This is a genomic window from Amycolatopsis balhimycina FH 1894, assembly GCF_000384295.1.
GTDB lineage: Bacteria > Actinomycetota > Actinomycetes > Mycobacteriales > Pseudonocardiaceae > Amycolatopsis > Amycolatopsis balhimycina.
The window spans coordinates 1,852,121-1,877,669 of the sequence record NZ_KB913037.1 but is presented as its reverse complement, the minus strand read 5'-3'; the positions used below and the strand labels follow the sequence as shown (position 1 = coordinate 1,877,669).

Sequence of the window (25,549 nt, the reverse complement as noted above, 5' to 3'; positions counted from 1 at the left end):
CTTCTCATCGAGGTTCTGCCACCCTCCGGTCATGTCCAAGCTCGCGCTGTCCGTCACCGCGTCCTGCTCGTCGCCTGCGCCACGGCGTGCGAGGCGGGCACCGCCGCGCCCCCACCGCCGACCGGGTTCGTCCGCGTCGACCAGATCGGCTACCGCACCGGCGAAGCCAAGCAGGCCTTCTTGATGAGTCCCTCCGGGGACACGTCGTTCCGCGTGGTCGACGAGTCCGGGAGAACCGTTCTGACCGGCGTCGCCGGTCCACCGACCGGCTCCTGGAACACCGAGTTCGCCACCATCCGGGCCATGGACTTCTCGGCTGTGAAGACTCCGGGCACCTACCGGATCCTGAGCGGCGCCGCGGCGCCGTCGCCGGTCTTCCGGATCGGCTCGGCCGCCGCGTACCGCGATCCGTTCCGGGCCGGCGCCGACTACCTCGGGTTCGACGCCGTACCTCACACCTTCGGCCTGGCCACGACGGCACTGCTGCACCAGCAGACCACCAAGGCGGACACCTACGCCGCGTTCGGCACCCGGCAGCGGAACTGGGCTCTGGGTGCCAACGCGTGGGGTGCGTCCTTCGTCATCGGCGCCGGCAGCGTGTCACCGCGCTGCCCGGAGCACCAGGTCGCGAACCTCACGGGGGGACAGCTGACCGGCGCGGCGGTGAACGGGCCGAACAGCGCGGACCGCTTCGCCGAGCTGAACCGGTTTCCGACCATGCGTCCCTGCGTGACCGAGGGGTTCACCCGCTTCGACGGCCACGGCGCGCGTTTCGTCGACGACGTCGGCGCGTGGCAGAGCGTCGAGCCCGCCGACGACTTCACCGCGACGGCGTTGCTGACGTTCGCGCTCGCGAGCCGCTGAGAACGCCTTCGGTAGGGCAGTTGTAGCTCCGATCGAAAACGCCAACGTTGATTACCTGGCCCGAAGGGATACGAAGCTCATGAAAAGAGTGTGCGGAGTTGCCGGAGTGACGGCAGTGCTGGTGGCGTTCAGTGTTGCCTGCTCCAGCGTCGAGGCTGCGCCGTCGAAGCCGTTGCCGGGTTCCATGTCGTCGGTGCCAGGGCGGCAAGGTGTGGCCCTGGTACCCGCAGGAGGTGTGTTGCTGGGGCACTACTACGGTGCCGGAAGTATCGAGGAAACCGACACCCGGATCGGGCGAAAGCCGGCGATGCACCTCTCGTACTACGGGTGGTCCGACGACTGGACCTCGGCGTCGGCGACACGCCGCGACCTGGCCGACGGCCGGATCCCCTTGGTCAACTGGGAGCCGGCCGGTATCTCGTTCGACGACATCATCAGCGGCGCGCTCGACCAGACGATTGAAGCGCGAGCAGACGGCGTGAAGTCACTCGGTTCCCAGGTGATTCTCGATTTCGCGGCGGAGATGAACGAGGAAGAGGGTTGGGGCGGACATGTGCCGGACAGGTACATAGCCGCATATCGTCACATTCATGACGTCTTCAGTGCGCGTGGCGTAACAAACGTCGTGTGGGCCTGGTGTCCCAACAATACCGACAGTGCGGAAAGTCCTTCGGCGCTGGCTTACTACCCGGGTGACGCTTATGTTGACTGGACTGGAGTCGACGGGTACAACTGGGGAACATCGACGGAGGACTTCCGTTGGCAGAGCTTCGAGAATGTGTTCTCCGATATCTATGTCAAACTTGCCACTCTCGGAAAACCGATTCTCATTGGCGAGATGGCGTCCGATGAGGTCGGCGGAGACAAGGCCGAGTGGATCGACGGCATAGTCCCCACCCTGCAGAGTAAGTTCCCCTTGATCAAGGCGCTGGTGTGGTTCGACGTCGATAAGGAGCGGCATTGGCAAATCAACTCATCACCGGAGGCGCTCGCCGCATATCAGCGTATGGCGAAAAACCCGTACATGAACCCGTGACTCGGGCGGGCATCCCTGTCGGGCAGTAGGTTTCCCGAGGTCGGGTGCGTCGATCAGGCTGTCGTCGCCGATTCAGAGTTGGCGTGGTCGAAACCGCGATGACACACCGGGTGCTGGACGCCGACGACCTCGGCCGCGCGCTGAACGACCTGCTGCCCTGGCCGCTCAGCGTCCGGATCACCCCGCGGCGGGCGGCCCGCGCGATCGCCGACGGCATCGCCCGCCGCGCCGCGCGGACGATCGCCCCGCGGAGCTGGGCGCCGTACTCGATGCTCCGCGGCGCCGTCAACGTCGTGGCCGACCGGAGGCTCGCCGACGACGGGAGGGTGCGCGACCTGATCCGCCGGCTCGAGGAGCGGTGACGCTCCACAGTGTCCGGACACAGTGGATCACCGCTGGCGCAGCAGGTACCGCTGGACCTTGGAGTACTCGTCGCGCACGAGCCGCTGGAGATCCGCGGCGAGGCCGTTGTTCGCTTCGGCCTCGTCGGTGAGGACGACGAAGGCTTCGACCACCTCGCCGCGGACGCCTTCGGGTCCGGACGGCCGACGACGGCGGATCGACATCGACGGCGTCGAGTACCCCTACTTCGACCAGCTCGTCCGGACCGGCCCGGCCTGCCCGCCACCGCCATACCCGCGGGCCGGCCCCGCTGCAGCAGGCTCTTGACCGCGGCCACCGACACGTTCAGGATTTCGGCTGTCGCGACCGCGGGCAGGTCGAGCGCCTCGGCGAGGACCCGGCGGCCCGCTGGCGCGGCGGCAGCAATGCACCATCGCGACCAGGGCGAGGCGGACGCGACGGCGGGCGGCCACGACCTCGGCGGGATCGGACAGGTCGTCGACGACCAGGCGGTCCGGGACCGGCTCCAGCCAGCTCACCCCGGCCGGTGCCGGCGCGGTCGCCGCGTCGAACTGGTCGGTCTTCGCGCCACGCATGGCCACACCGCATGCTGACTCGCCCTCCCGCCGAAAAGAAATCGCGGTCCGGCCGACTCTTCGGTGGCGGCGGCCGAGTCAACATGTGTATGACCGATAACACCTTCTTCGACCCTTTGCTGAGCGGCCGTCCACGCGCGGCGGCGCGACAGGTCGCCACCCGGATTCTCTCCGGGCCCCACCTGGCGGTTCTCTCGACCACCAACCCGGACGGCTCACCCCAGGCCTCGGTGATCTTCGTGAAGCCCGACGGCGACGACGTGCTGTTCAGCACGATCGCGGGCCGCCGCAAGACCCTCAACATGCAGCGGGATCCGCGGGTAAGCCTGCTGGTCCACGGCTTGGTCGCGGACGGAGTGGAGTTCACCTACGCCGCCATCTCCGGCGTCGTCGAACTGACCGACGACCCGGACGGCGCCTTCCACCAGGAGATGTTCGACTTGTACATGGGCGGCGCGACCCCGCCGCCCGAACCCGGCGCGCACAGACTGATCGTCCGGCTGCGGCCCACGCGCATCTACGCCCCACCAGCCGACGATGCGGCGCCCGAACAGCCTTGAGCGTTGTTGAAGGGCCCTTTTGTCACCACGTGCGATGAAGGCGCCCTTCAGCGCACGTGACCTGCCGGGTGCCGAGGACGGCGGCGGGAGCCAGGCGGTCGGCGTCCTCGGTGCCGGGCTCGGCGGTGTGATCCGCTGATGGAGCTCGCGGCCATCCCGTGGGGTACGCCGTCGACGAGGGCGCACACCGCGGTGACGCCTGAGGGGAAGCAGCCGAAGGCTTCGCGCAGGTGGCTCCCGGACGTCACGGACTGGAGGTCGATCATCAGCGCCCTTTCCGAAGCGGGGGATGCAGTGCCCGCACGCGCGGGGTGGGGCCGGTGAAGCGTTCGACGTCGACGGCGGCGTGCTGGCCGGCGCAGCCCTGCGACAGTCGTGACGACGGGATGTCGGCGGTCAGGACGTTCGGGTTGCCGTGTGCGCACAGCGGGCCCGTGGGGTGGTCATCGACCGGGTCGAACCACGGGCCGGTCGGCAGCTGGACCACGCCGGGGCGCACCGCGTCGTCGAGGACCGCGCCCGCCAGGCAGGCGCCGCGGGCGTTGAACACCCGGACCACATCGCCGGTCGTGATGCCGCGGGCTGCCGCGTCGACCGGGTTGAGCCGGATCGCTTCGCGGCCGGCCACCTTGCCCGCCTGGCTGACCTCGCCGGCGTCGAGCTGGCTGTGCAGGCGGGTGTGCGGCTGGTTCGCGATCAGCCACAGCGGCCCGGTTTCGCTGGGAGGCAGCCAGACCGGGTGGCCGGGGCAGTCCGGGTAGCCGAACCCGGCGACGGTTGCCGACGTGATTTCGATGCGGCCGCTGGGTGTTTTCAGCGGGTGGGCGGCCGGGTCTTCGCGGAAGGCTTCGAACAACGTGTGGTGTTCGGGGCCGGGTGGGAGCCGGAGTTCCCCGTCCGCCCAGAATTCGGCGAACGCCGGTTCCGAGCGCCAGCCGGCGTAGAGGTGTTCCAGCCACTGCCGGTCCGTGCGCCCTTCGGTGAACGCGTCCGCGACACCGAGCCTATGCGCCAGCGCCGCGAAGATCGCGTAGTCGTCACGTGCTTCGCCTGCGGGGTCGGCGATCCGGTGCATCGCGATCACGTGCGTGTCGCGGCGGCCGGAGCCGATGTCCTCGCGTTCCAGCGCGGTCGTGGCGGGCAGGATGATGTCGGCGTGCCGGGCGGTGGCCGTCCAGTGGGGTTCGTGGACGACCACGGTGTCCGGGCGGGTGAACGCGCGGCGCAGGCGGTTGAGGTCCTGGTGGTGGTGGAACGGGTTGCCGCCGGCCCAGTAGACGAGCCGGGTGTCGGGGTATCTGCGGACTTCGCCGTCGTAGTCGTAGGTCTCGCCGGGGTGCAGCAGCAGGTCGGCGATCCGCGCCACCGGGATGAACTCGCCCACCGGGTTCACGCCCTGCGGCAGGTACGGCACCCGCAGCTCGGGGCCGGTGTCGCCGACGTCGCCCATCGAGCCGTAGCCGTGCCCGAACCCGCCACCCGGCAACCCGATCTGACCCAGCATCGCGGCCAGCGCGATGCCCGCCCAGACCGGCTGTTCGCCGTGTTCGGTGCGCTGCAACGACCACGTGACCGTGATCAACGTCCGGTGCGCGGCCATCTGCCGCGCGAGCGCGACGATGTCGGCGGCCGGGATGCCGGTGATCCCGGCCGCCCACTCCGGGTCCTTGCCGAGCAAGGAGCGCTCGAACTCCGGGTAGCCGACGCAGTAGCGGTCGAGGAAGTCGCGATCGTGCAGGCCTTCCACGACGAGTGTGTGGGCCAGCGCGAGCATCAGCGCGGTGTCGGAGGCGGGCCGGATGGCGTACCAGCGTGCGTCCACTGTGGATGGCAGGTCGTCGCGCAGCGGGCTGACGAGCGCGACGCGGGCCCGCAGCCGCGCGAGGTGGCCGGGGGTTCCGTGCACGGTGACGCCGCCCGGCGTGACGAACACGTTCTTCTCCGGCACCCCGCCGAACGCGACGATCAGCTCGGTGTGCTCGGCGATCGTCGGCCAGGTCGATGCTTGCCGCAGTACGGCGTGCGTGTCGCCGATGACGTGCGGCAGCAGCACCGACGACGTCCCGTTGCTGTAGGTGTTCCGCGACGCCGTGAAGCCGCCGATCGTGTTCAGGAACCGGTGCAGCTGGCTTTGCGCGTGGTGGAACCGACCGGCGCTCGCCCAGCCGTAGGAGCCGCCGAAGATCGCCTGGTTGCCGTGCTCGGTCCGGACCCGGTCGAGTTCGGCGGCCAGCCGGTCGAGCACCTCGTCCCAGGGCACCTCGACGAACTCGTCGCGGCCGCGGCGGTCGTCCGGGCCGGGGCCGTCTTCGAGCCAGCCGCGCCGAACCGCCGGCCGGGCCACCCGGCTCGGGTGGTCCAGCGCGGCGGCCAGGTTCCCCAGCAGCGGCGACGGCGCCGGGTCGGCCGGGTGCGGCTCGACGCGCAGCCGGCCTTCGGAGTCGACTTCGGCCGAAAAGGCGCCCCAGTGCGATGTGCTCGGCTTCATGCCACGACGGTAACTGCGTCGGCTTTTCCCTGACCAGGCGAATGAGCGTGCCGTAGTCGCGGGCATCGAGGATGCGCGTCACCGTGCTCCAGGCCGCGGCGACCTTGATCTTGGAGCCGCCGGCGATCGCGGTGACGGTCGGGGAGTCGTTGGCGCCGCCGATGTCCGCTGACGCCGTCGATGAACTGCGCGTACCAGCCGGACCCGGCGCCACCGGGCGTCCGGCAGTTCCGCTCGCAGCCGGCGGAACTTCGGCTCCGAACCCCACACCCATGGGCAGGCGGGGTCGGTGTACTCGACGACTTCGAGCGGCACGGTCAGTCCTCGGGCACGTCGACCGGGGACCACAGGCTGGGCAGGTTGACCACGATGCCTTCCTGGCTGCTGCGGGCGATGATCACGACCGCTTCTTCGTCGGTCGGGTTCTCTTCGCGGTGCGGGACGTACGGCGGCACGAAGATGTAGTCGCCGGGCCCGGCTTCGATCCGGACCTCCTCCTCGCCGTCGGCGAAGACGAACACCGGATGGCCGGACTTGACGTAGATCGCGGTCTCGGCCTCGCCGTGGTGGTGGTCGCCGGAGTTGGTGACCGGGGCGACGTGCGTCTCGCCCATCCACACCTTCGACGAGCCCTCCTGCCGGTTTTCGTGATCTGGGATCGGCTTCGTCGGGCAAGTGGAGCCGTGGACGGGTTCCTGGCCGACGAGGCTCCACGAGTGAGTCCAGACGGTAGACGGCGGTGCCGGCAGCGTGCGCGCTCGCGAACAGACCTCGATCACCCGAGCAGGGTAGGTCGAGCTGTCGACAACACTCAGCTCCGCGGTCCCTCGATGCGGTGGAGTCGAGGGTGTTTGGCTGTGCGCTGGTCCCCGGAAGACTGGCCGCGCAGGCGCCTGCCGAGCCAAGGGCGGAGAAAGGTGGCTGCCCAGCGCAGTTCAGTGGTGGCGCGCCATTGCGTTGACGGTGGGCTGGGCAACGGTGGTGGAGGTTCGTTCCAGGAATCGTCGCTGCCCGGCACCTGCAGGGCGTGCGCGACCGCGGCGGCGATCAGTTGATGACCCAGGGGGCTGCAGTGCAACCGGTCCTCGCTCCAGAACCGGCGGTCGGCGACGGAGGGGTGTCGAGCGATCTCCGCGACGGCGACTCCGTGCCGGGCGGCTGCGGCCCGGATCCGATCGTTGATGTCGAGGATGCGGGAGCGAACCGGTCGGGCGAGGGGGATGATCCTGGTGAGGTCGGGAAAGGTCACGGTCGCCACGCGGGCTCCGGAGCCGGTGAGCGCGGCGAACATCGCTTCCAGGTGATCGGCCACCGTGGAGGTCTCGACTCGCAGCCGGAGCAGGTCGTTGACTCCGGCGACGACGGTGGCCACGTCGGGACGCAGTGCAAGAGCCGGCCCCAGTTGCTCGGACCGGACTTCGCCCGCGCGGCGGCCACGGACGGCGAGGTTGGCGTACTGGAGATCGGGGTTGTCGATGGTGAGGTGTTCGGCGAGCCGGTCAGCCCATCCCCGAAGGCCCACGATGTCGTCACCGTCACCGACGCCTTCGGTTTGGCTGTCACCCAGGGCGACGTAGCGCAGGTACTTGCCGCTCCGAACGGGTTCAGTGACTGTCACGCCATCCTCCTAGTCATAATGTTGACTAATCATAACCATGTCTATGATGGGCTTGCCCCCATGTCGACGACGAGGAGATGCGCCGGTGAGTCTGCGGCATGCTGTGCTCGCGGCGTTGCTGTCCGGTGAGTACAGCGGCTACCAGCTGGCCAAGGCGTTCGACGTGGGCGTCGCCAACTTCTGGTACGCCCGGCCGCAACAGCTCTACCTGGAGCTGTCCAAGCTCGAGAACGACGGGTTGATCAGCGGCCGGGAGGTGGTCCAGCGAACCCGTCCCACCAAGCGGCTGTTCATGGTCACCGATGCCGGCCTCGCCGAACTGGCGCACTTCGCCGCCGCTGTGAGCAAGCCGTCGTTCATCCGCGACGACCTGCTGGTCAAGGTCCAAGCCGTCGACCACGTCGACGCGGCACCGGTGATCGCGCAACTGGATCAACGAGCCGCGGCGGCCGCGGCCAAGGTGGAGATCCTCGACAAGATCCTGCGGCGTTTCCGCGGGGATCTCGACGAGGAGACCTACCTGCGCCACGGATCTCCGATCGGGCCCTACCTGACGTGCTTGCGCGGTCGGCGGTTCGAGCAGGAACACCACGACTGGTCTGTGCGGGCCGCCGCACTCCTGCGTGATCGGGCGACTCGGGACGGTCATCCGGCGCCTACCTCGGATCAATCCCGGTAGCGCTGTCGACCGGCATCCGCTTCGAACTGCGGTGGTTGGGTCAGCCCACACCGCTGTGCCGGACGTCCGCTCATCGGCGGTAGCGGACGTTCGTGATCGCCCGGCGGTGGATCCGCCAAGGGGATCCCGGTCGGGGGGTGCTGGGCAGGCAACTTCGTCCGTTCGAGGGTGCACGTCCGGGTGGTCCGCGCATTAGGCTCCGCCTTCATGATCGAGGACGACGCACCAGCCGATCCGGTCGCCTCGCGCCGCCCGGCCTACCTGGCGGACCTGGCCGGCGGTGTGGATCGGTTCTTCGAGCCTCGCCGGACCGGCTGTCCGTGGTGTGGTTCCGCTGCACTTCGTGGCCGGGTGCGCACGACCGACCTGCTGCAGCACAAGCCGGGCCGGTTCGCGCTCGACGAATGCCGGGACTGCGGGCACGTCTTCCAGAACCCCCGGCTGAACCCGGCCGGGCTCGAGTTCTACTACCGGGACTGCTACGACGGGCTCGGCGAAAAGAACATGACCGGGATGTTCGAAAGCAACCGGGCGGGTTATCGCTCCCGGGCCGAGCTCGCCCGGGACAGCGGCGCATCGGGCGAGTGGCTCGACGTCGGCATGGGACACGGGCATTTCTGCCAGGAAGCCGCCGCGGTGCTGCCCGGTGTCGAGTTCGACGGTCTCGATCTCGGCGACGGGGTCGAGCTGGCACGTCGGCAGGGCCGGATCCGTACCGGCTACCGGGGCTTGTTCGTGGACCTGGCCGAAGATCTCGCCGAGCGCTACGACGTCGTCAGCATGTACCACTACCTGGAACACACCGCGGAACCCCGGCGAGAGCTGGCGGCAGCGATGACGGTGCTGCGGCCCGGCGGGCTGCTGGCGATCGAGCTGCCCGATCCGGAATGCCGCTGGGCGAAACTGCTCGGCCGGTGGTGGATGCCCTGGCTGCAACCCCAGCATCTGAACCTGATGCCGATCGGCAACCTCCGTGCGGAGCTGGCCGGCCACGGATTCACCGTGGTCGCCGAGCAGCGTGCCGAGCCGCATGACGCGATCGACGTGCTGGCCGCCTCCCTCATGGCGGTCAATGCCCTGACCATCGCGGGGGAGGATCTTCCGTGGCGGGACGCCCCGCCGAGGTGGTGGCGGCGAGTCCTGCGCAAGGCCACGTTCATCGCGTGCGTGCCGTTGTTCGTGCTGGCCTCGGCGGCGGACCGGATCAGCGCACCGTTCGGCCGGCGGCGCGGGTGGTCCAACGCGTATCGGGTGGTGGCTCGCCGGGATGCCGCATAGCACGCACACTCTGCCGGGACCTGCGCCTCCGTCCAGGAAACGCCCGTTGTGCGAACCGTGGATTCGCCCGGCGCGGTGATTCAGGGTCGTGTCATGCTGCCGGTCGAAAAGGTCGCCCTGATCACCGGAGCGAGCACCGGGGCCGGCGGCCGTCGCCGCTCAGGGAATGAAGGTCACCTCCGGGTATCGACGGGATGGACCGTCCAGCAGATGGCCTTGGTGCCGAAGGTGCAGATCGAAAAACGCCGGCGGATAGGCGCGCTGCACCGCCTCGACGCGTTCCGGCCGGAGCGTGCCGATCTGTTTGTCCATCTCCTCCTGGGACCAGTTGAGCAGCGGCGCGATCTGCGGCACGAGCAGTTCCTCGTCCCCGTAGGAAACGTGGGCCGCACCGGGAAGCCCGGTGTTGAGCCGCCAACCACGCAGGTTCGACCAGAACGTCTGCTGGTCGGGCAGCAGCTTCCGGCTGGTTCGGTTGGCGTCCATCAACAGGAACGGCCGATCGAGCCCACCGGTGACCACCGGACCGAACATCGGACCGTCCATGCTGAGACCGGCGCTGATCCGGCGATCTTCGAACATGGTGTTGGCGGTGGCGCTGCCGCCGGCGGACACGCCGAACATGCCGACGCGGCACAGATCCAGCGAACCACGCAGGCCGTCGGGCAGCCGCCGGCGTTCGGCGTCGGGGTTGCCTCCGTTGTCGAGCAGCCGCAGTTGGTCGAGCACGAACCGGGTGTCGGCCACCCGCGTCCGCGCCGGGTCGGCCACCATGCCGTCGGGTAATCCCCGCACCACGTGGCCGTCGGGGAACTCCACCACCTCCGCGTCGTAGGTGTGGTCGATGGTGACCACCAGATATCCCCGACTCGCCAGTTCCTCGACCACCACCGTGTTCGCCGACCGGACGGAGCCGTGGCCGGGCGAGTACACCACGATCGGTAGCCGGCCCTCGTGCCGATCGACTGGAGCGCCCTCGTGGCCGTGGGTCAGCGGAACCCGGACCTGACCGGGGGTGAGGTCGTTGTCGGCGAGAAACCGGGTGGCCGCCCCTGCCGGAAGCCAGGGTGCCACCGGATACCCGCTGGTGTGGCCGGTCGGGTACCACAGGCTGATCATCAGTTCCCTCGGCGCGTTCGGGGTGGCCGTCGGGTCGTGCCGAGACGGGTCGACGAGGTGCAGGGACACCGTGCCGACTGCATGGGATCCGGTCGGTGGTGGCAGGGTGAGCCGGAGTGGCTCCGCGGCTGGGGTGGCGTCGGCGGTGTGGATGGATCCCGCCACGCACAGCGCGCCGATGCCCAGGGCCGCGAGGCGTCTCATGCGGCTTGCTTTCATGTGCTCTCCTCGGGTTGTGATCGTCGCCGTTGAGCTTGGGCTCAGACGTCGCGGTGGGTCAGGCGCCAGGCCGCCGCCGTGACGCTGACGGTGAGGTAGGTCAGGCAGACGACCAGGGCGAATCCCGCGGTCGGCCAGTCCGGGTCGTGAAATGTCGTCCAGGTCAGGCCTTCTGCTGCCGCGGCCGGTGCCCAGTGGATCAGGGCCGTGGAGCCGCTGGGGGAGATCGCCTTGAAGATCATGGTGGACAGGAACAGCAGCCCGGTGGTGAGTGCGGTCGCGCCCGCGGTGTGCCGGAGCAGGGTGCCGATCGCGGCACCGAGGATCGTGACCGTGCCCAGGTAGAAACCCTGGCCCAGCACCGCGCGCAGGACGTTCGGGTCGCCGAGGGTGACGTCCAGGTGCTTGCCCGCCAGCACGAACTGCCCTGCGGAGAAGGTGGCGAACGCCAGCGCCTGCCCGGTCACCAGAGCCACCGTGCCGAGGACGAGCAGCTTCGCCGCGAGCACCCGGCCGCGCCGGGGCGTCGCGGCGAACGTCGCGCGGATCGTGCCCGTGCCGTATTCCGCGGTGACGGCCAGGACGCCGAGCAGCCCGAAAGCCAGCTGTGCCACCTGGAATCCGGTGAATGTCGTGAACACGGGATCGAATTCGGCGCGGGCGCGCGCTCCCCAGCCGTCCCATGCGCCGACTGCCGAGCGGGCCTGCAGCACCGCGATCGCGATGGTCGCGACCGTGGCAACGGCGAGGATCAACGGGGTCGACCGGACCGAGCGCAGTTTCGTCCACTCGGCGGCGAGCAGGCTGGTCGGGAACAGGGTCATCGGGCGTCCTCCCGGTGTGGCTCGGCCCGGTACTGGAGTTCGGGATCGGTGATGCGGCGGAAGACTTCCTCGAGCGAGGGCGCGCGCGGAGTCAGTTCGACAAGCGCGATGCCGTGCGTGGCGGCTATCGCGGCGATCTCGCCCGGGTCGAGACCTGTCACCGCCAGGCCCTGGCCGGGTTCCGGCGCCACCGTGGCCCCGCGAGCGGTGAGCAGCGCGGCGAGCGGTGTTTCACCGGCGGTACGGACCAGCACGTCGCCGCCGCCCGAGCGGACCAGCTCCGCCATGCCGGAGTCCGACAGCAGCCGGCCGCGGGCGAGGATCAGCACGTGGTCGGCGGCCAGCTGCATCTCGCTCATCAGGTGACTGGAGATCAGCACCGTGCGACCCTCGGCGGCCAGCGACCGGATCAGCCCGCGGATCCAATGCACGCCGTCGGGGTCGAGGCCGTTCACCGGCTCGTCGAAGATCAAGATCTCCGGGTCGCCGAGCAGGGCCGCGGCGATCCCGAGCCGCTGCTTCATCCCGAGCGAGAACCCGCCGACACGCCGGTGTCCCACCTCGGCCAGGCCGGTCAGGCGCAGCACCTCGGCGACCCGGCCGCGCGGGATGTCGCTGGTCTGCGCGAGCCAGCGCAGGTGATCGCGGGCGCGGCGGCCGCCGTGGACGGCGTTCGCGTCCAGCAGCGTGCCGACCTGCCGCAACGGCCGGTCCAGCCCGCGGTAAGGCCGCCCATCGATCAGCACGCGGCCGTGTGTCGGCGAGTCCAGGCCGAGGATCAGCCGGATGGTGGTGGATTTGCCCGCACCATTGGGTCCGAGGAACCCGGTCACCCGCCCGGGCCGGATGCGGAAGGTCAGCCGGTCCACCGCGCGGCGGCGGCCATAGGTCTTGGTCAGCTCGTCGGCTTCGATCATCGGCACTCCCTTTCTGGTCGCTCCACCGTGCCGGGACGGCGGCGGCGCCGTCATCGCCGCACGGGCAGGCACCCTGCGGCGTATGCCCGCGGGCATACGTCCGGAGAGTGATGCGCGCAGCGGTGCGGCCCGGCTACGGTCGGGCGATGGCGATCGACGTGCGCCCACCGCTGCTGCGGCGGCTGCGGCCGGGACACTGGTTCGCGCTCGACTGCGTCGCGGCCGTGATGGTCGCGTTCGTGTGGGCAGGCCCGCTCGTCTACGGGCACAGCGAGGCGGCGCCCGCGTCACGGGGGGTCGGTCTGCTCGGCGCCACTGTCCTTGCCGTGCCGCTCGTGCTGCGCCGCCGCCGACCGTGGGTGGCGTTCGGGCTGGGTATCCCGGCGTTCGGCATGTCGCTGGCGACGTCGGTGGTACCGGTGGTGCCGTTCGCGTCCGTGCCGATGGCACTGGTCGCGTATTCGGTCGCGGCGCGGGGTTCCCGCCGCGCGTACGCGGCGCTCGCGGCGATCCTGGTTGTGGTCGCCGCCGCCGCGGCCGTCTGGAACGGACGGTGGATGACGGTGCTGCTCCCCGGCGCCGTCGTGGTGATCGGGTGGGGTGCGGGGTTGTTGCGGGCGCAGTATCGCGTGTACGCGGAAGCCCTAGCGACGCACCGGGAACGCGAAGCCGAAGCGCTGGTCGCCGACGAGCGCCTGCGCATCGCGCGGGAACTGCACGACGTCGTCGCGCACAGCATGAGCGTGATCACCGTCCAAGCCGACATGGGCAGGCTGGTGCTCGACCGCAAGCCCGCCGCCGCGGCCGCCGCACTCGGAGTCATCGAGACCACCGGCCGCGATGCGCTGACGGAGCTGCGCCGGATGCTCGGCGTGCTGCGGGACACCGACTCGCGCGACATGCTCGAACCGGCGCCGGGCTTGGCCCGGCTGGACGGCCTGGTCGCGCGCACGGCGGCCGCCGGAGTGAACGTCGACGTCGTGGTGTGCGGCACGCCACGGCCGCTGCCCGCGGGGGTCGACGTCTCGGCCTACCGGATCGTGCAGGAGGCCCTGACGAACGTGGTCAAGCACGCCGGAACCCCGACGTGCCGCGTCACGATCGGCTATGGGGAGGACGCTGTGCTGCTGACGGTCACGGACGAGGGCCGTGGCGGCCCGCCACAGCCTGGCGGGCATGGGCTGGTCGGGATGCGCGAGCGGGCCGCGCTCTGCCGTGGCGAGCTACGCGCCGGCCCGGTGCCCGGCGGGTTCGAGGTCGCCACGCGGCTGCCGGACGGGGACCGCCGGTGATCCGGGTGCTCATCGTCGACGACCAGGCCCTCGTCCGGGCCGGGTTCCGCGAGATCGTCGGCTCGGCCGCCGACCTCGACGTCGTCGGGGAGGCCGCGAACGGCGCGGATGCGGTCCGGCTGGCGGCGGCCCATCGGCCCGACGTCGTCGTGATGGACATCCGGATGCCGGAACTGGACGGCATCGAGGCGACCCGGCGGATCACCGCGGAGCTGACCGGGGTGCGGGTGCTCGTGCTGACCACGTTCGACCTGGACGAGTACGTGTTCGCGGCCCTGCGCGCCGGCGCGAGCGGCTTTCTGCTCAAGGACACCCCGTCGGCCGAGCTGCTGGCGGCGATCCGGGTGGTCGCGGCCGGGGACGCCCTGCTGGCCCCTGGCGTGACGCGCCGGCTCATCGCGGAATTCGCGGCCCAGCCCGCCCGGCCGTCCCCGCGCGCGGACCTGCGCACCGCGATCACCGCGCGAGAACAGGAAGTCCTCGCCCTGGTCGCGGCCGGGCTGTCCAACGCCGAGATCGGGCTTCGCCTGCACATCACCGCCGGGACCGCGAAAACCCACGTCGGGCATCTCATGCTCAAACTGGCCGCGCGCGACCGCGTGCACCTGGTGATCCTCGCTTACCAGGCTGGGCTCGCCGCGATGTGAGCGACGAACGGACATGAATCCCACGGCTTGGCGGTTACCAGGGTTCCGCGCCGGCGATCTTCGGTCGCGCGCTCTCATCTGTGTTGAGTTTCAGGCGGCCGCCTTCACCCAGACCTGCTCGATAGTGCCGGCGAGGCACTGGCGTGTCGGTGGCATCGCTCCCAACCCCAGCATCCGCGCTCCGGCCGGGATGCGGGTGCCGGACAGAGTCGTGTCCGACTCGACGATCCGGCCGAAGGCGCGCAGCGGCGATTCGAGGCGGACGACTTCGTTGACCGCGTTCGGCACCAGCGACGGAGTGTCCCGCAGCAACGTCCGCTGCTCGGGGTGGGACGGTCAACGGCAGGCACACGTTCACCGTCGTCAGCGGCGGCACGGCGTTGGTCACCCACAACGCCAGCTGCAGCCTCCCGGGGAAGGCGGCGTCGGCGCCGCGAGCCAGAGGGGTCTACGTGGTCAAGTACCGTTCGGGTGAGGTCTGCGCCGGCAAGTCCCGGAACATCCACCGCCGGACGCACCAGCACGCCAAGGCGGGCAAGCTGAACAACGTCCGCGGCGTGCACCACAACCTGCGGAGCAAGGGCAGCTTGCGGAAGCTCGAACAGGGCACGCTCAACCGTTACCACGCGGCCGGGGCGCGCCTCACGAACAAGATCCGGGCATCCCGGAAGTACGCGCGGTGTTAGGGAGGCGAAGCGTGGGTGTGAAGGTCCGTACGGTCAACGGCGCGAAGGAACTGCAAGTCCAGGACGTCCCCTGGACCCCGGACCTGAGCGAGCGCTTCGCGGCCGACGGCTGCACGGGCCTGCTCGTCGGCTCGCCGGGAGGACCGGCCGTCCCGGACCTCGGGTTCGTCAGGGACCTGCCCGGGCTGACCCGGGTCCGGCTGCTGCGCGGCGTGACGGACTGCTCGGCGGTGGCCGACGTGCCCGGTCTGGAGGAGCTGACCCTGGCCTCCGACTACCGCGGACCGCTCGCGCTCGCCGGCCTGAGGCAGCTGCGGGTACTCGGGATGCCGTTCCTCCCGGCGGTCGGGGGTCTGGCGAAGCTGGCTGAGCTGCGGGAGCTGACAGTGTGGGACTGGCCCAAAACCGAGCCGTCCTTGCAGATGCTCGGGGACAAGCCGTCGCTGGAGTTCCTGCGCTTGGAGCTCAAGCGCACCACGACGCTGACCCTGGCCGGGCTTGCCGCACCGAAGCTGCGGACGCTCTGGCTCCACGACGGCAAGGTGACATTCGCGAGCGAGTTCCCGGAGCTGGAGACCGTGCGTCTGAACAGCACGAAGGTGGCGTCCCTCGACTTCGTCCGCGCGCTGCCGCGGCTGCGGGAGCTCGTACTCGAGAACGCGGGGGAGGTCGAGAGCGTGGCACCACTGCGAGGCCATCCGGCGCTGCGCACGGTCGCGTTCGCTGGGCGGACGACATTCCGCGACGGTGACCTCGGCGCGCTGCGAGAGCTGCCCGCGGTCGACAACGTCGCGTTGGAGCGAGGGGCGCCACACTACAACCTCAAGCCCGCCGAAGTCCGAAAGTAGCCCCGCCCACTGCCGTTCTTCCCCTGCCTCAGCTCACCAACCGTGCGGTGGGGTCCTTGATGCCGGGCCTGGCGCGGATGATCGCGTCGGTCACGGCAAAGATGACGGATGTCAGCCGGCGTCGGATGACGCCGTGCAGCTGTAGTCTGTCGCATTCGGACACTCAATGACCCCATAGAGCCGTAGCCGGGGCGGCCGTTGACCCAGTGCGAGTCCAGCCGGCGGCCGACAGCTGACAGTGCGCGAGTTTACTATGTGGCGGTGCACCGGGGGCAGATGGCGTTGGCCGAGATGCTGGCAGGGCTGCGGAGCAGCCGCGGTCTCTCGCAGGAGCAGTTGGCGGAGCTGAGCGGGATCAGCGTCCGCGCGATCGGGGAGATCGAGCGGGGCGCCACCCGGCGTCCGCAGCGCGAAACACTGCGTGCGCTCATCGGGGCGCTGGGCCTGACGCCGGAGGAGCAGGAGGCGTTCGCCCGGACCGCCCGGACGGCGCCGCCGCCGGACACCCGCCGCCGGCGGACGGCGGCCCGACCGGCGTTGCCCGCACCGGTCACCTCGATCGTCGGCCGGTCCGATGATCTTGCCGCGGTGCTCCGGCTGGTCCAGGATCCGCCGGTGCGGCTGGTCACGATCACCGGCACCGGCGGGGTCGGCAAGACCCGCCTCGCGCTCGAGGTCGGCTGGCGGGCGGCGAGCCGGTTCGAATCCGTGCACGGTCTCGACCTGAGCGCGCTGCGGGACGCCGACGACGTCCCGCAGGCGCTGGCCGAGTCCCTGCGGACGCCCGACCCGGCCACGCTGATCGGCGACGGGCGATGGTTGCTGGTGCTCGACAGCTTCGAGCACGTGGCCGCGGCGGCCACCACGGTGGCCACGCTGCTGGCCGGGTGCCCGGGGCTGACCGTGCTGGTGACCAGCCGGTCGCCGGTGCGACTGCGGGGGGAACACCTCTGGCCACTGGCCCCGCTGTCCACTCCGGACAGTGACGACCCGGCGGGCCTGGCCGGCAACGCGGCCGTCCGGCTGCTGGTCGAACGCACCGCCGCGGTCCGGCCCGGGTTCGCGCTCACCGGGGACAACGCCGTCGCGGTCGCGGCGCTGTGCCGCCGTCTCGACGGCCTGCCGCTCGCACTGGAGCTGGCCGCCGCGCGGCTGCGCACCCAGGCGCCGGCCCAGGTGCTCGCCCAGGTCCGCGACCTGCACGGCGACACGGTGGACCTGGCCGACCGGCACGTGAGCCTGCGCCGCACGGTCGAATGGAGCACGCGCGGGCTGACCGATCCCGACCGGCGGTTGTTCGGCCTGCTGGGCGCGTTCTCCGGCGGCGCCGACCCGGTCGACGTCGAGGCCGTGCTGGGCGCACCGCCGCTTTCGCTGGCGACGCTGGCCGCGCACAGCCTGGTCACCGTCACCGAACGGGCCGGCTACCCCCGGATCGGCATGCTGGACACCATCCGCGAGGTCGTCGAGGACCAGCTCACCGGAGCAGGCGATCGCGACGCGCACGCCGGGCACTTCCTGCGCCTGGTCCGCGATGGCGATCCCCGGCTGGGCGATGAGCAGGACAACGTGCGGGCCGCGATCCAGCAAGCCGTCGACGCCGCGCCGGCCCTGTTGTGCGGGGAAACCGTGCGCGCACTGACCAAGCACTATGTGGCCCGGGGGCGGTTCGCCGAGGGACGGCGGATGCTCACGGGGGCGGCCGGTGCCGCGCTCACCGAGCAGGCCCGGGCGTGGGCATGGCATGGCGCCGCGGTCACCGCCAACGAGAGCGGCGACCCGGAGGTGGCGCTGGCTCTGGCCGCATCCGCCGCCGAGGCGTTCGGCGCCGACCCGGACGGCCGGGCCGCGACGCTGACCCTGATCGGCAACGCCCACAAGTTCGCCGGCCGGTACGACGACGCCGCGGCCGCGTACACCGGCGTGCTGGACCAGGCGAGGACCATGGGCGACGCGCGCCGCGAGACGATCGCGCTGAACAACCTGGGTGCGCTTGCGCACGACCGCGGCGCGTACGCCGAAGCGATCGAATATCACGCCGCCGCGCTGCGCCGTAAGCGCGAGCTGGGCGACCGGCGCGGCGTCGCGGTGGCTCAGCTCAACCTCGGCGCCGTGCGGAACGACACCGGCGACCACGCCGGCGCGGCCACCCTGCTGACCGAGGCCGCCGCCACGTTCGCCGCTCTCGGCGAACCGGGCTCGGAGGCGTTCGCGCTGGCCCTGCTGGCCCAATCCCAGGCAGGCCTGGCCCGCTGGGACGACGCCACCACCACTGGCCGGCGGGCGCTGGAGCTGGCCCGGCGGGCCGAACATGCCCAGGCGACCGGGCTCGCGCTGCTCGCCCTCGGCGAGACGGCCGCCGCCGACGGCGACCCGGACAGCGCCGCCCGGCTGTTCCGCGAGGCGCTGACGTTCCCCATCGGCCTGCCGGACCAGGCCCGCGTCCGCGCGCACCCGGTGATGGCCGCGGACCGCTGATCGGCGGGAAACCGTCAGTTCTGCCGACTTTTCCGCCGGTTCGGCCTGGAGCCGGACGCGCGGTGATCCCTAGGGTTCGCGCATGCTTCAGCTACCTCGCGTGATCCGCACCGCCGTGCTCGTTCCGCTCGCGACCGCCGCACTCGTGCTGACCGGTGCCGTGCCCGCTCATGCCGACCAGACCATCTACCCGCCGGTGAGCGGCGACGTGGTGGCCTGGCAGACCAACGAAGGCAGCTGGATCGGCGGCCCCAAGTGCCTGCAGGTCGACAAGGGACGTCTCGACGACTTCGCGCCGGTCGACCAGCTTTCGTGCGCGTACGGCAACAACCAGCGATGGCGGATGGGGCAGGCCACGGACGACCCGGCCGTGTTCTGGCTGCAGAACGTGCGCACCGGCAAGTGCCTGGACGACTACGCCTACGGAACGAACCAGGGAAACCCCATCATCCAGTACACCTGCCTCGTCGGCACGAACCAGCAGTGGCGGATGCTCTGGGACTACTACTACGGCGTCGCGGAGTTCCAGAACGTGAACAGCGGCCTGTGCCTTTCGGTGGACGGCATCAACACCGACAACTATCGCCGGTTGGTGCAGAACCCCTGCTACGGCTTCATCAACGAACGGTTCCGGCCGGTCGAGCCGACTCGGTGAATCTTTTTGAACAAAGAAAGGCAATGATGAGAAGTCACAGAACCGGCCGCGGCACAGCCGGGCTCGCCCTGTGCGCGGCGACCATCGCGGCGCTGGTACCGGGTGGTACTGCGGGCGCCGCCACCGTGGCCTCCACCACGTTGATCAGCGTCACCGTCGACGGAAAGCCGGGCGCCGGGGCGAGCGGGGAGCCGTCGGTGTCCGCCGACGGACGGTATGTGGCCTTGCCCGGAACCTCGTCGCCGGCGACACCAACGGGGTCGACGACGTGTTCGTGCGGGACCGGGTGGCCGGGGTGACCACCCGCGTCAGTGTCGACCGCAACGGTGCCGAGGGGAACGGCGCCAGCTGGGCACCGTCCATTTCGGCCGATGGCCGTTACGTCGCGTTCGTGTCGGACTCGGCGAACCTGGTTCCGGGCGACACCAACCTGTTCCGGGACGTGTTCGTCCGCGACCGTGACACCGCGACCACGACCCGGGCCAGCGTCGCCGGGAACGGCACGGAGGGCAACGGAAACTCCGCGACGCCGTCGATCTCGGCCGATGGCAAGCACGTCGCGTTCCAGTCCGTCGCCACCAACTTCGCGACCGGCACCGACATGTGGATCCCCAACGTGTACCTGCGCGACCTCGGCTGATCCTCCGCGCCCGCTTCGGCGGCGGTTTCGCCGAGGGCTACCCGGTACGGGGAAGCCGTACGGCTTGGCCGCCGTCGGGTCAGGTGCGGAGGCTCCATTGCTGGTTCGGGCCGCCGTTGCACGACCAGAGGATGATTTTCGTGCCGTTCGCGGTCGCGGCGCCGTTGGCGTCCAGGCACAGTCCGGACTGGGCGCCGGTGATGGTGCCGTCCGGGGTGAGGTTCCATTGCTGGTTGGACTGACCGTGGCAGTCCCAGATGATCACCTGGGTGCCGTTGCCGGTGGCTTGGCCATTGGCGTCCAGGCACTTGTTGCCGTACACCTGCAGTTGCTTGCCGGTGGTGTAGCTCCAGCGCTGGTTGCTGCCGCCGGCGCAGTCCCCCAACTGCACCTGCGTCCCGTTCGCGGTGCCCGAGTTCGGCACCTCCACGCACCGGCCGGACTGACCGCCGACCAGCTGCGAGCCGGTCCCGGTGGGCGGCTGCTGCCAGAGGGCCGAGTTGCCGAAGCCGGCGGGTTCAGGTTCGCCGACCGCGCCGACGGTGTCGATGGTCGTGATGGTGATGGTGGCGTCGGGCAGGCCCGCCGACTTGGCCGTGACGGTCGTCGTGCCGGCGTAGTAGGAGCGGAACTCGATGGCTGCCTTCCCGTCGAACGCCTGGGTGCCGGGGGTGAAGGTGGAGGACTTGCCGCCGGGGAACACGCCCGGACCGCTGGTGACGGTCAAGGTCACGGTGCGGGTGTCGTTGACCCACATACCGGAGGCGTTGCGCATCGTCACCACCAGCTGGGTGTCGGTGGTGCCGTCGTCGGTGATCGTTGCCGAGGAGTACCTGCCGGTCTCCAGCGTCATCGCGGTCGCGGTGGCCCGTGTGGACTGTTCGCGGGCCACCGGTGCGGGGTCGGCGATGTTCGTGGTGCCCGACCACTTCGCCTTGTTGGCCCGGTACCAGTACCACTGGTTCTTGGGTAGCCGGTAGTAGTCGATCATGCCCATGCGTGCGAAGCTCGGGTCCATGATCGTGCCGTGGTCGAAGCCGGCCCAGATGGCCAGCCCGGCGCTGCCGGTGGTGAGCCTGAACCTGGTTCCGTCGCTCGGGTCCTTGACGTCACCGTAGGTGGGATCGTAGGTGCCGGGCCGGTCGGAGGTGTACGACCCGTACTCGGAGACCATGTTCGGCATCCACGTGTTGGTCATCTTTCCGCCGTCTCCGTTGTAGCCGGCGACATCGCACACCGAGAGCTGGTCGAGCGAGTTGCGTTGCACGCCACCCAGCGCCGCCTTGCGGGTCGGGTCGAGCTGGTGGGAGTAGTCGCGGAGCTTGCTCGCCAGCGCCTTGGCCTTGCCGAGCGTGGCGGAGGAGGTGAAGAACACCTCGTTGCCCATGGACCAGTTGATGATCGAGGGGTGGTTGCGGTTGACCCTGATCATGTCGCGCAGGGCGTCCATGGCGCTCTGTTCGAAGCCTGCCTGATCGGCGGCCTTCTGCGGGTAGCCGTCGGCCTGGTAGTCGTTGGCGGTGCCGGTCGGAGTGGGCTCCCGGCCGGCCGTCGCGGTTGCCCAGAAGGGGGCTTCCGACCAGAACATGACGCCGAGCTTGTCCGTGGCGTCGGCGAAGGACGGGTCGTGGGGGTAGTGCGAGCCGCGGATGAAGTTCATGCCGGCTTCGCGGATGTACCGCACGTCGCGCTCGAAACCCGAGTCGGTGACGGCGTTGCTCCAACCACCGTGGTCCTGGTGGACGTCGGCCCCGACAAGGAGGGTCCTGACGCCGTTGAGGGAGAAGCCGTCCACCTTCCACTGGGCGCTGCGGAAGCCGAACGTCGTGGTGTAGGCGTCGACGACGTTCCCGCCGACCACGAGGGTCGTGGTCGCCGTGTACAGCGCGGGGTTGTCCGGGGCCCAGAGGTCCAACCCCTGCACCATGTTCGCGGTGTCGGAGGGGGATCCGCTGAGCGCGTCGAGAGTGCTCGTGCTCGCCGCGCCGATCGTCTGCGCGGGGGAGCTGAACGTGGCCAGGACGGTGTCCGATCCCTGCTTGCGTATCTCCTGCCGGGCGTAGACGTCGACCGCCGCGGAGCTGTCGTTGTGTACCTCCGTCTGCACTCGCACGTTCGAACGGCGGGCCGCGAGGTTCGCGCGCAGGTCACTCTCGCTCGGGTACTGCGACAGGTCGATGTTCCGGTAGTACGCGGGATTGCTCGTGTCCCAGCTCGGATTGGTGAGCGCGGGGGTTGTGACGAACGTGCCGTACCAGGCGACGTGGACGTTGTTCGTGATGTTCAGGAAGACGTCCCGGTAGATGCCCCCGCTGAACTGGTGGTCACCGGTCCGCGGGGCGAGATCGGGCCGCCACCGGTTGTCCACGCGCACCGCGATCACGTTGTCACCGGTCCGGACGGCGTTGGTGATGTCGAAGACGAACCCGGTGTACCCGCCGCGGTGCGTGCCGATCGTGGTGCCGTTGACCCACACGTCGGTGACCGAGAACGCTCCCTCGAATTCCAGTTCCACGCGCTGGCCGCTCCAGGACGTGGGAACCGTGAAGTGCTTGCGGTACCAGCCCAGACCCACGGAGAAGGACTGCCCGCCCGTGGCGCCACCCACGTCGTAGGGAGCGTCGAAGTCGTGGGGCAGGGCCACCGGCCCCCACTTCGAGTCGTCGAAACCGGGGTTCTGGGCTCCCGCCACGTCGGAACGGACGAACCTCCACCCCCGGTTGAAGCTGATCTTCTGCCGGGAGCCGGCTTCGGCCGGCCGGCTGATCGACGCCGCGGTGCCGGTATGGGCCGCCGCCGACGGCACCACCAGCCCGGCGATACTCACCAGCACAACGCTGAGGACGAAAGCGCATCTCTTCACGGTGTCTCCACGGCCAGGCGGGCGGGTGAGGACTGACTGCGTACGCGGGGTGTGGCGCGGAACCTTCGGCGGCACATGTGTTCACCTGCGGCCGACCGGGGCGGGCAGCGCGGCGGGATGAAAGCGCTTGCCACTCACCCGCGGACCCTGATCGCGATCCCGCCGACTGCGAGACACATGGTTCGACATCGGCGTACCGAGCGGGGCTGACCTCGGTCGAACCGGTTCGACCGGAACGTAGCCACCGGTTGGCACCCCAGTCAAGCAGCAGCCGCCGGAAGATCCGGCCGGCGCAGGTCGGTCCCCGCATTGGCGTGAAACTTACTCGCCTGCTCCGGCCGCGTCAGGTCCGCTGCCGGGCTGTTGGCATTCTTGCTACTGCTCAGGCAAGTCAAGGCTGATCGAGTTCATCGCCCGGTCGAGTAGCCGGCCCAGTTGTTGCGTTCCCTTGCCGGCAATCCAAGCCGCAACGGCGGCTTCCAGGCAACCCAGGGCGCTCGCAATGAGGGCCCGTGGTCGCGGATCGGTCGAGTTGTCCGGGTCCGCTCCCAGCCGTCGTGCGAGCTCGGGTGCGATCAGGGCCTGGAACCTCGCCTGCTTTTCCTGGTGGAGCGTCGCGAGGGCGGGGGTCGCCACGGCGAGCGCGGCCAGTCGATGTGCGCGTTACCGAACTCGACCGCGAACAGTACGCACGGCTGCTGCTGGGACTCCAGCGACAGTAGCCGCCCACGGGACGGGCAAACCTGCTCGCGCTGTGCCGCCGCCGGGATCGTGCCGGGAACCCACCGGCGCAGGCTCACGCCGTGCTCGGAGAACCGGTACTCCCAGCCGAGGTGCGGCTGGCCGGTGAACCGGCGTCGCCGGCTCGGGCGTAGCAAGCCGACGAGGTTGGACCACAGCAGGACGCCGCCGGCGGGATCGACGGTGGGCGGCGCGAGCACGGTCCGAATGCGTATCCGAGAAGCACGAGCTGACCTCCGCCTGAGCGCGATAGGGCGAGGACGGCAGCACCTTGGATTAGTGACGTCGTGGGTTGGCCGGCCCTTCGGCGGCTCTTGTGAACCGGCACTCCATTGATCGGCGTCGGTCTCTCCGCAAGGGCCCCAGATTGTCGGTGGTCGCCGGTAGGGTCCGCGACCGTGACTTCCACCGCAGCTCCTACCGACAACGGCCGCGAGATCCCCGGTATCGCGGAACTCGCTCGTACCGCCACGCGCCTGCACCCGCGACCCGGCGCGCCCACCGGTCGCGACAGCCACATCGGAGGTCCACTGTGGTGGCCCGCCGACGAGCCGTGGCCGCATTGCGACGGACGAATGCCCACGTCCAGCGGAAGACCCCAGGAGGGCTGGACAGCCGAGCACGAGGTCGAAGGGTCGATCGCGCTGGTCGGCGCGGTCCAGCTTTTCCGCCGCGACTTCCCCGGTCTGCCCTTTCCCGAGGGCACCGACCTGCTGCAGGTGCTGCTTTGCCCCAACGAGCACGAGGGCAGCGGTTCGGACTACTACTACGGTCCGGCGGCCCACCTTGTCTGGCGCGCGTCCGCCGAGGTGACCGAGGTGGTCGGGCAACCGCCGCAGCCGGCGAGCGTCGGCGGCGAATTCGTGCCCCGTCCGTGTGTGTTCGCTCCCTGTCAGGTCGTCGAATATCCGGTGCTCGACGAGCTCCCGGACGAGATCAAGCTGACCTTGTCCTTTGTGCAGCCGGGTGGGTTCGTCGACGACGACTACGAGGACTGGCCTCCGGTCGGCCAGGGCAGCAAGGTCGGTGGCTGGGCTTTCTGGTGGCAGAGCAGTCCGTCGAAACTCGACTGCCAGGACTGCGGCGCCGGGCTTCGTCTTCTACTCTCGCTGCACACCTACGAGCACAAGGACGAGCTGTGCTCCTGCGAGCAAGACCAGCTGGACCCCGTCGGGTGGGAATTCGGCCGGCAGGGCGCCTTGAACATCTTCGCCTGTCCGAACGACGTCACCCACGCCTTCAAACTGCACATCGACTAAGGCATCCGGTCGTCCACAATGGACAGAAACGAAGATCGCCCGCCGAACCTGTTTTCGCAGGTCAGCGGACGATCTTCATGAGCCGGGTATTGCCGGCTTTGGCAGTTCCACACGAGTGACTGCCCGATGCATTGGTGGACGCCGTAGCCGAAGGCGAGGTGGCCGCGGGAGCTGCCGTCGATGTCGAGGGGGGTCGGGCTGGTCGAAGATGCCCGCGTCGCATCATCGCCGGCTCAGGGCCGATGGGGGCGTCCAGAGTGAACCCCAGAGTGATCGGCGGTTTGACGCGACCCGTTGTTCGGCCCCCTTCGCCACCGAACGCCGGCCTGGCCTGTCATCATCTGCCCATGGCTGATGGTTCGGCACTGTTCGGGGTGCTCGGTGCAGCTCTGGGGGCGAGCGCGAGCACCGTCGCCACGTGGTTGACGCTGCGAGGTCAGCTTCGCAGGGAGGTGGCGCAGCGCGAGTACACCGAGCTCACCCGGTGGACCGCTGACAAGCGAGCACTCTTCCGCGACATCCATGTCACCGCCAACGACTGGGCCCATCTGTTGCGTCGGGTCGCCCGTCAGTACACCGAGCCCGACCTGGCAGCGGTTTCCGACGACGAGCTGCGCCGAGCGGAGCGGGCCTTCCACTCGGCGCTCTACGAAGCCGCGCTGCTCTGTGGCGCCGAGGTCTGCGACCTGGTTGACGAGACCGAAGACGAGCTGCTGCGGCTGACGGCCGCACTGGGCAGGTCCACCGACTACCTGCCGGCAGCGCCTCCCGAACAAGCCACCCAGGCCGCAGCCGCCGCACTCGTCAACGATTTTCCTATCTTGCGGGACATCCGGGTTCGCCTCATGTCCGCGATGCGCTCTGAGCTGGCCGACCGTTCAACGCCCAGGCAATAGCCCG

General features: G+C 69.9%; 25 protein-coding genes and 3 pseudogenes. 15 read left to right on the top strand and 13 right to left on the bottom strand.

Annotated features, from left to right (window positions below; translation table 11 throughout):
- Window positions 1–6: 6 nt before the first annotated feature.
- The 3 genes from A3CE_RS57340 (at window position 7) to A3CE_RS0107635 (ending at window position 2,262) form a co-directional block, all read left to right on the top strand.
- Window positions 7–864: a glycoside hydrolase family 9 protein gene (locus A3CE_RS57340; RefSeq protein WP_281170649.1), complete on the top strand. Its 858-nt coding sequence runs from the start codon at window positions 7–9 to the stop codon at window positions 862–864.
- Window positions 865–970: 106 nt separating this feature from the next.
- Window positions 971–1,900: a glycoside hydrolase family 26 protein gene (locus tag A3CE_RS0107640; RefSeq protein ID WP_211231815.1), complete on the top strand. Its 930-nt coding sequence runs from the start codon at window positions 971–973 to the stop codon at window positions 1,898–1,900.
- A gap of 83 nt (window positions 1,901–1,983) precedes the next feature.
- Window positions 1,984–2,262 (top strand): SDR family oxidoreductase, encoded by a 279-nt coding sequence (locus A3CE_RS0107635; RefSeq protein ID WP_020639482.1) that lies wholly within the window; start codon window positions 1,984–1,986, stop codon window positions 2,260–2,262.
- A 27-nt stretch (window positions 2,263–2,289) separates the two neighbouring features.
- Here the strand turns inward: A3CE_RS0107635 and A3CE_RS56225 are convergent, their stop codons facing one another.
- Complete coding sequence (locus A3CE_RS56225) at window positions 2,290–2,466, bottom strand: hypothetical protein (protein ID WP_157376774.1); 177 nt, start codon at window positions 2,464–2,466, stop codon at window positions 2,290–2,292.
- 18 nt (window positions 2,467–2,484) lie between these two features.
- On the bottom strand, window positions 2,485–2,838 hold the full coding sequence (locus tag A3CE_RS54865; RefSeq protein WP_245589452.1) for a hypothetical protein: 354 nt from the start codon (window positions 2,836–2,838) through the stop codon (window positions 2,485–2,487).
- A gap of 89 nt (window positions 2,839–2,927) precedes the next feature.
- On the opposite strand from A3CE_RS54865, the gene A3CE_RS0107620 reads away from it, so the two are divergent.
- Complete coding sequence (locus tag A3CE_RS0107620; protein WP_020639480.1) at window positions 2,928–3,398, top strand: PPOX class F420-dependent oxidoreductase; 471 nt, start codon at window positions 2,928–2,930, stop codon at window positions 3,396–3,398.
- A gap of 134 nt (window positions 3,399–3,532) precedes the next feature.
- On the opposite strand, the pseudogene A3CE_RS58385 reads toward A3CE_RS0107620, so the two are convergent.
- From A3CE_RS58385 to A3CE_RS0107600, 4 genes and pseudogenes are all read right to left on the bottom strand, one after another.
- Window positions 3,533–3,664: pseudogene (locus tag A3CE_RS58385) on the bottom strand (flavin reductase); the annotation flags it as partial.
- Window positions 3,664–5,886: a molybdopterin-dependent oxidoreductase gene (locus A3CE_RS0107610; protein ID WP_020639478.1), complete on the bottom strand. Its 2,223-nt coding sequence runs from the start codon at window positions 5,884–5,886 to the stop codon at window positions 3,664–3,666. The pseudogene A3CE_RS58385 and the gene A3CE_RS0107610, both read right to left, overlap by 1 nt.
- Window positions 5,887–6,203: 317 nt before the next feature.
- Window positions 6,204–6,518, bottom strand: a pseudogene (locus A3CE_RS50365) (cupin domain-containing protein); the annotation flags it as partial.
- Between the two features lie 179 nt (window positions 6,519–6,697).
- Window positions 6,698–7,504 carry an SGNH/GDSL hydrolase family protein gene (locus tag A3CE_RS0107600; protein WP_020639476.1) on the bottom strand — a complete coding sequence of 269 codons (807 nt, stop codon included), beginning with the start codon at window positions 7,502–7,504 and terminating at the stop codon, window positions 6,698–6,700.
- Window positions 7,505–7,589: 85 nt separating this feature from the next.
- Here A3CE_RS0107600 and A3CE_RS0107595 point away from each other — a divergent pair, with 85 nt between their 5' ends.
- Window positions 7,590–8,183: a PadR family transcriptional regulator gene (locus A3CE_RS0107595; RefSeq protein WP_043790728.1), complete on the top strand. Its 594-nt coding sequence runs from the start codon at window positions 7,590–7,592 to the stop codon at window positions 8,181–8,183.
- A gap of 207 nt (window positions 8,184–8,390) precedes the next feature.
- Window positions 8,391–9,461, top strand: a complete 1,071-nt coding sequence (locus A3CE_RS0107590; RefSeq protein WP_020639474.1) for a class I SAM-dependent methyltransferase — start codon at window positions 8,391–8,393, stop codon at window positions 9,459–9,461.
- 159 nt (window positions 9,462–9,620) lie between these two features.
- Here A3CE_RS0107590 and A3CE_RS0107585 read toward each other — a convergent pair whose 3' ends face one another.
- Genes A3CE_RS0107585 through A3CE_RS0107575 form a run of 3 tightly spaced genes read right to left on the bottom strand, consistent with a single transcriptional unit; the run spans window position 9,621 to window position 12,540 of the window.
- The gene (locus A3CE_RS0107585; RefSeq protein ID WP_020639473.1) at window positions 9,621–10,784 is read right to left on the bottom strand and encodes an alpha/beta hydrolase family protein; all 1,164 of its coding nucleotides are present in this window, start codon (window positions 10,782–10,784) and stop codon (window positions 9,621–9,623) included.
- A gap of 56 nt (window positions 10,785–10,840) precedes the next feature.
- Window positions 10,841–11,623 carry an ABC-2 transporter permease gene (locus tag A3CE_RS0107580; protein WP_020639472.1) on the bottom strand — a complete coding sequence of 261 codons (783 nt, stop codon included), beginning with the start codon at window positions 11,621–11,623 and terminating at the stop codon, window positions 10,841–10,843.
- Complete coding sequence (locus tag A3CE_RS0107575; RefSeq protein ID WP_020639471.1) at window positions 11,620–12,540, bottom strand: ATP-binding cassette domain-containing protein; 921 nt, start codon at window positions 12,538–12,540, stop codon at window positions 11,620–11,622. The genes A3CE_RS0107580 and A3CE_RS0107575 overlap by 4 nt, the downstream gene beginning before the upstream one ends.
- A gap of 146 nt (window positions 12,541–12,686) precedes the next feature.
- Between A3CE_RS0107575 and A3CE_RS0107570 the strand changes: the two genes are divergently transcribed.
- Window positions 12,687–13,832 carry a sensor histidine kinase gene (locus tag A3CE_RS0107570; protein WP_026468257.1) on the top strand — a complete coding sequence of 382 codons (1,146 nt, stop codon included), beginning with the start codon at window positions 12,687–12,689 and terminating at the stop codon, window positions 13,830–13,832.
- Window positions 13,829–14,479: a response regulator gene (locus tag A3CE_RS0107565; protein WP_020639469.1), complete on the top strand. Its 651-nt coding sequence runs from the start codon at window positions 13,829–13,831 to the stop codon at window positions 14,477–14,479. Before A3CE_RS0107570 ends, A3CE_RS0107565 begins: the two co-directional genes overlap by 4 nt.
- 90 nt (window positions 14,480–14,569) lie before the next feature.
- Here A3CE_RS0107565 and A3CE_RS0107560 read toward each other — a convergent pair whose 3' ends face one another.
- A complete protein-coding gene (locus A3CE_RS0107560) occupies window positions 14,570–14,791 on the bottom strand; it encodes a hypothetical protein (RefSeq protein WP_020639468.1) in 222 nt (73 codons plus the stop codon).
- A gap of 140 nt (window positions 14,792–14,931) precedes the next feature.
- On the opposite strand from A3CE_RS0107560, the gene A3CE_RS0107555 reads away from it, so the two are divergent.
- The 5 genes from A3CE_RS0107555 (at window position 14,932) to A3CE_RS50360 (ending at window position 19,786) form a co-directional block, all read left to right on the top strand.
- The gene (locus tag A3CE_RS0107555) at window positions 14,932–15,165 is read left to right on the top strand and encodes a hypothetical protein (RefSeq protein WP_020639467.1); all 234 of its coding nucleotides are present in this window, start codon (window positions 14,932–14,934) and stop codon (window positions 15,163–15,165) included.
- 11 nt (window positions 15,166–15,176) lie between these two features.
- Window positions 15,177–16,013: a leucine-rich repeat domain-containing protein gene (locus tag A3CE_RS0107550; RefSeq protein WP_020639466.1), complete on the top strand. Its 837-nt coding sequence runs from the start codon at window positions 15,177–15,179 to the stop codon at window positions 16,011–16,013.
- Between the two features lie 261 nt (window positions 16,014–16,274).
- On the top strand, window positions 16,275–18,491 hold the full coding sequence (locus A3CE_RS0107545; protein ID WP_245589451.1) for an ATP-binding protein: 2,217 nt from the start codon (window positions 16,275–16,277) through the stop codon (window positions 18,489–18,491).
- Between the two features lie 82 nt (window positions 18,492–18,573).
- Window positions 18,574–19,146 carry an RICIN domain-containing protein gene (locus A3CE_RS0107540; protein WP_245589450.1) on the top strand — a complete coding sequence of 191 codons (573 nt, stop codon included), beginning with the start codon at window positions 18,574–18,576 and terminating at the stop codon, window positions 19,144–19,146.
- A 268-nt stretch (window positions 19,147–19,414) separates the two neighbouring features.
- A complete protein-coding gene (locus tag A3CE_RS50360) occupies window positions 19,415–19,786 on the top strand; it encodes a TolB family protein (RefSeq protein ID WP_020639463.1) in 372 nt (123 codons plus the stop codon).
- Between the two features lie 79 nt (window positions 19,787–19,865).
- Here A3CE_RS50360 and A3CE_RS50355 read toward each other — a convergent pair whose 3' ends face one another.
- From A3CE_RS50355 to A3CE_RS59775, 3 genes and pseudogenes are all read right to left on the bottom strand, one after another.
- Window positions 19,866–22,613 (bottom strand): RICIN domain-containing protein, encoded by a 2,748-nt coding sequence (locus tag A3CE_RS50355; protein ID WP_169523943.1) that lies wholly within the window; start codon window positions 22,611–22,613, stop codon window positions 19,866–19,868.
- Between the two features lie 411 nt (window positions 22,614–23,024).
- A complete protein-coding gene (locus A3CE_RS50350; RefSeq protein WP_020639462.1) occupies window positions 23,025–23,285 on the bottom strand; it encodes an acyl-CoA-like ligand-binding transcription factor in 261 nt (86 codons plus the stop codon).
- Window positions 23,286–23,413: 128 nt separating this feature from the next.
- A pseudogene (locus tag A3CE_RS59775) lies at window positions 23,414–23,632 on the bottom strand (hypothetical protein); the annotation flags it as partial.
- A gap of 333 nt (window positions 23,633–23,965) precedes the next feature.
- Here A3CE_RS59775 and A3CE_RS0107520 point away from each other — a divergent pair.
- Both A3CE_RS0107520 and A3CE_RS0107515 read left to right on the top strand, forming a co-directional pair.
- Window positions 23,966–24,649: a hypothetical protein gene (locus tag A3CE_RS0107520; RefSeq protein WP_020639461.1), complete on the top strand. Its 684-nt coding sequence runs from the start codon at window positions 23,966–23,968 to the stop codon at window positions 24,647–24,649.
- 347 nt (window positions 24,650–24,996) lie between these two features.
- A complete protein-coding gene (locus tag A3CE_RS0107515) occupies window positions 24,997–25,545 on the top strand; it encodes a hypothetical protein (RefSeq protein ID WP_020639460.1) in 549 nt (182 codons plus the stop codon).
- Window positions 25,546–25,549: the final 4 nt, after the last annotated feature.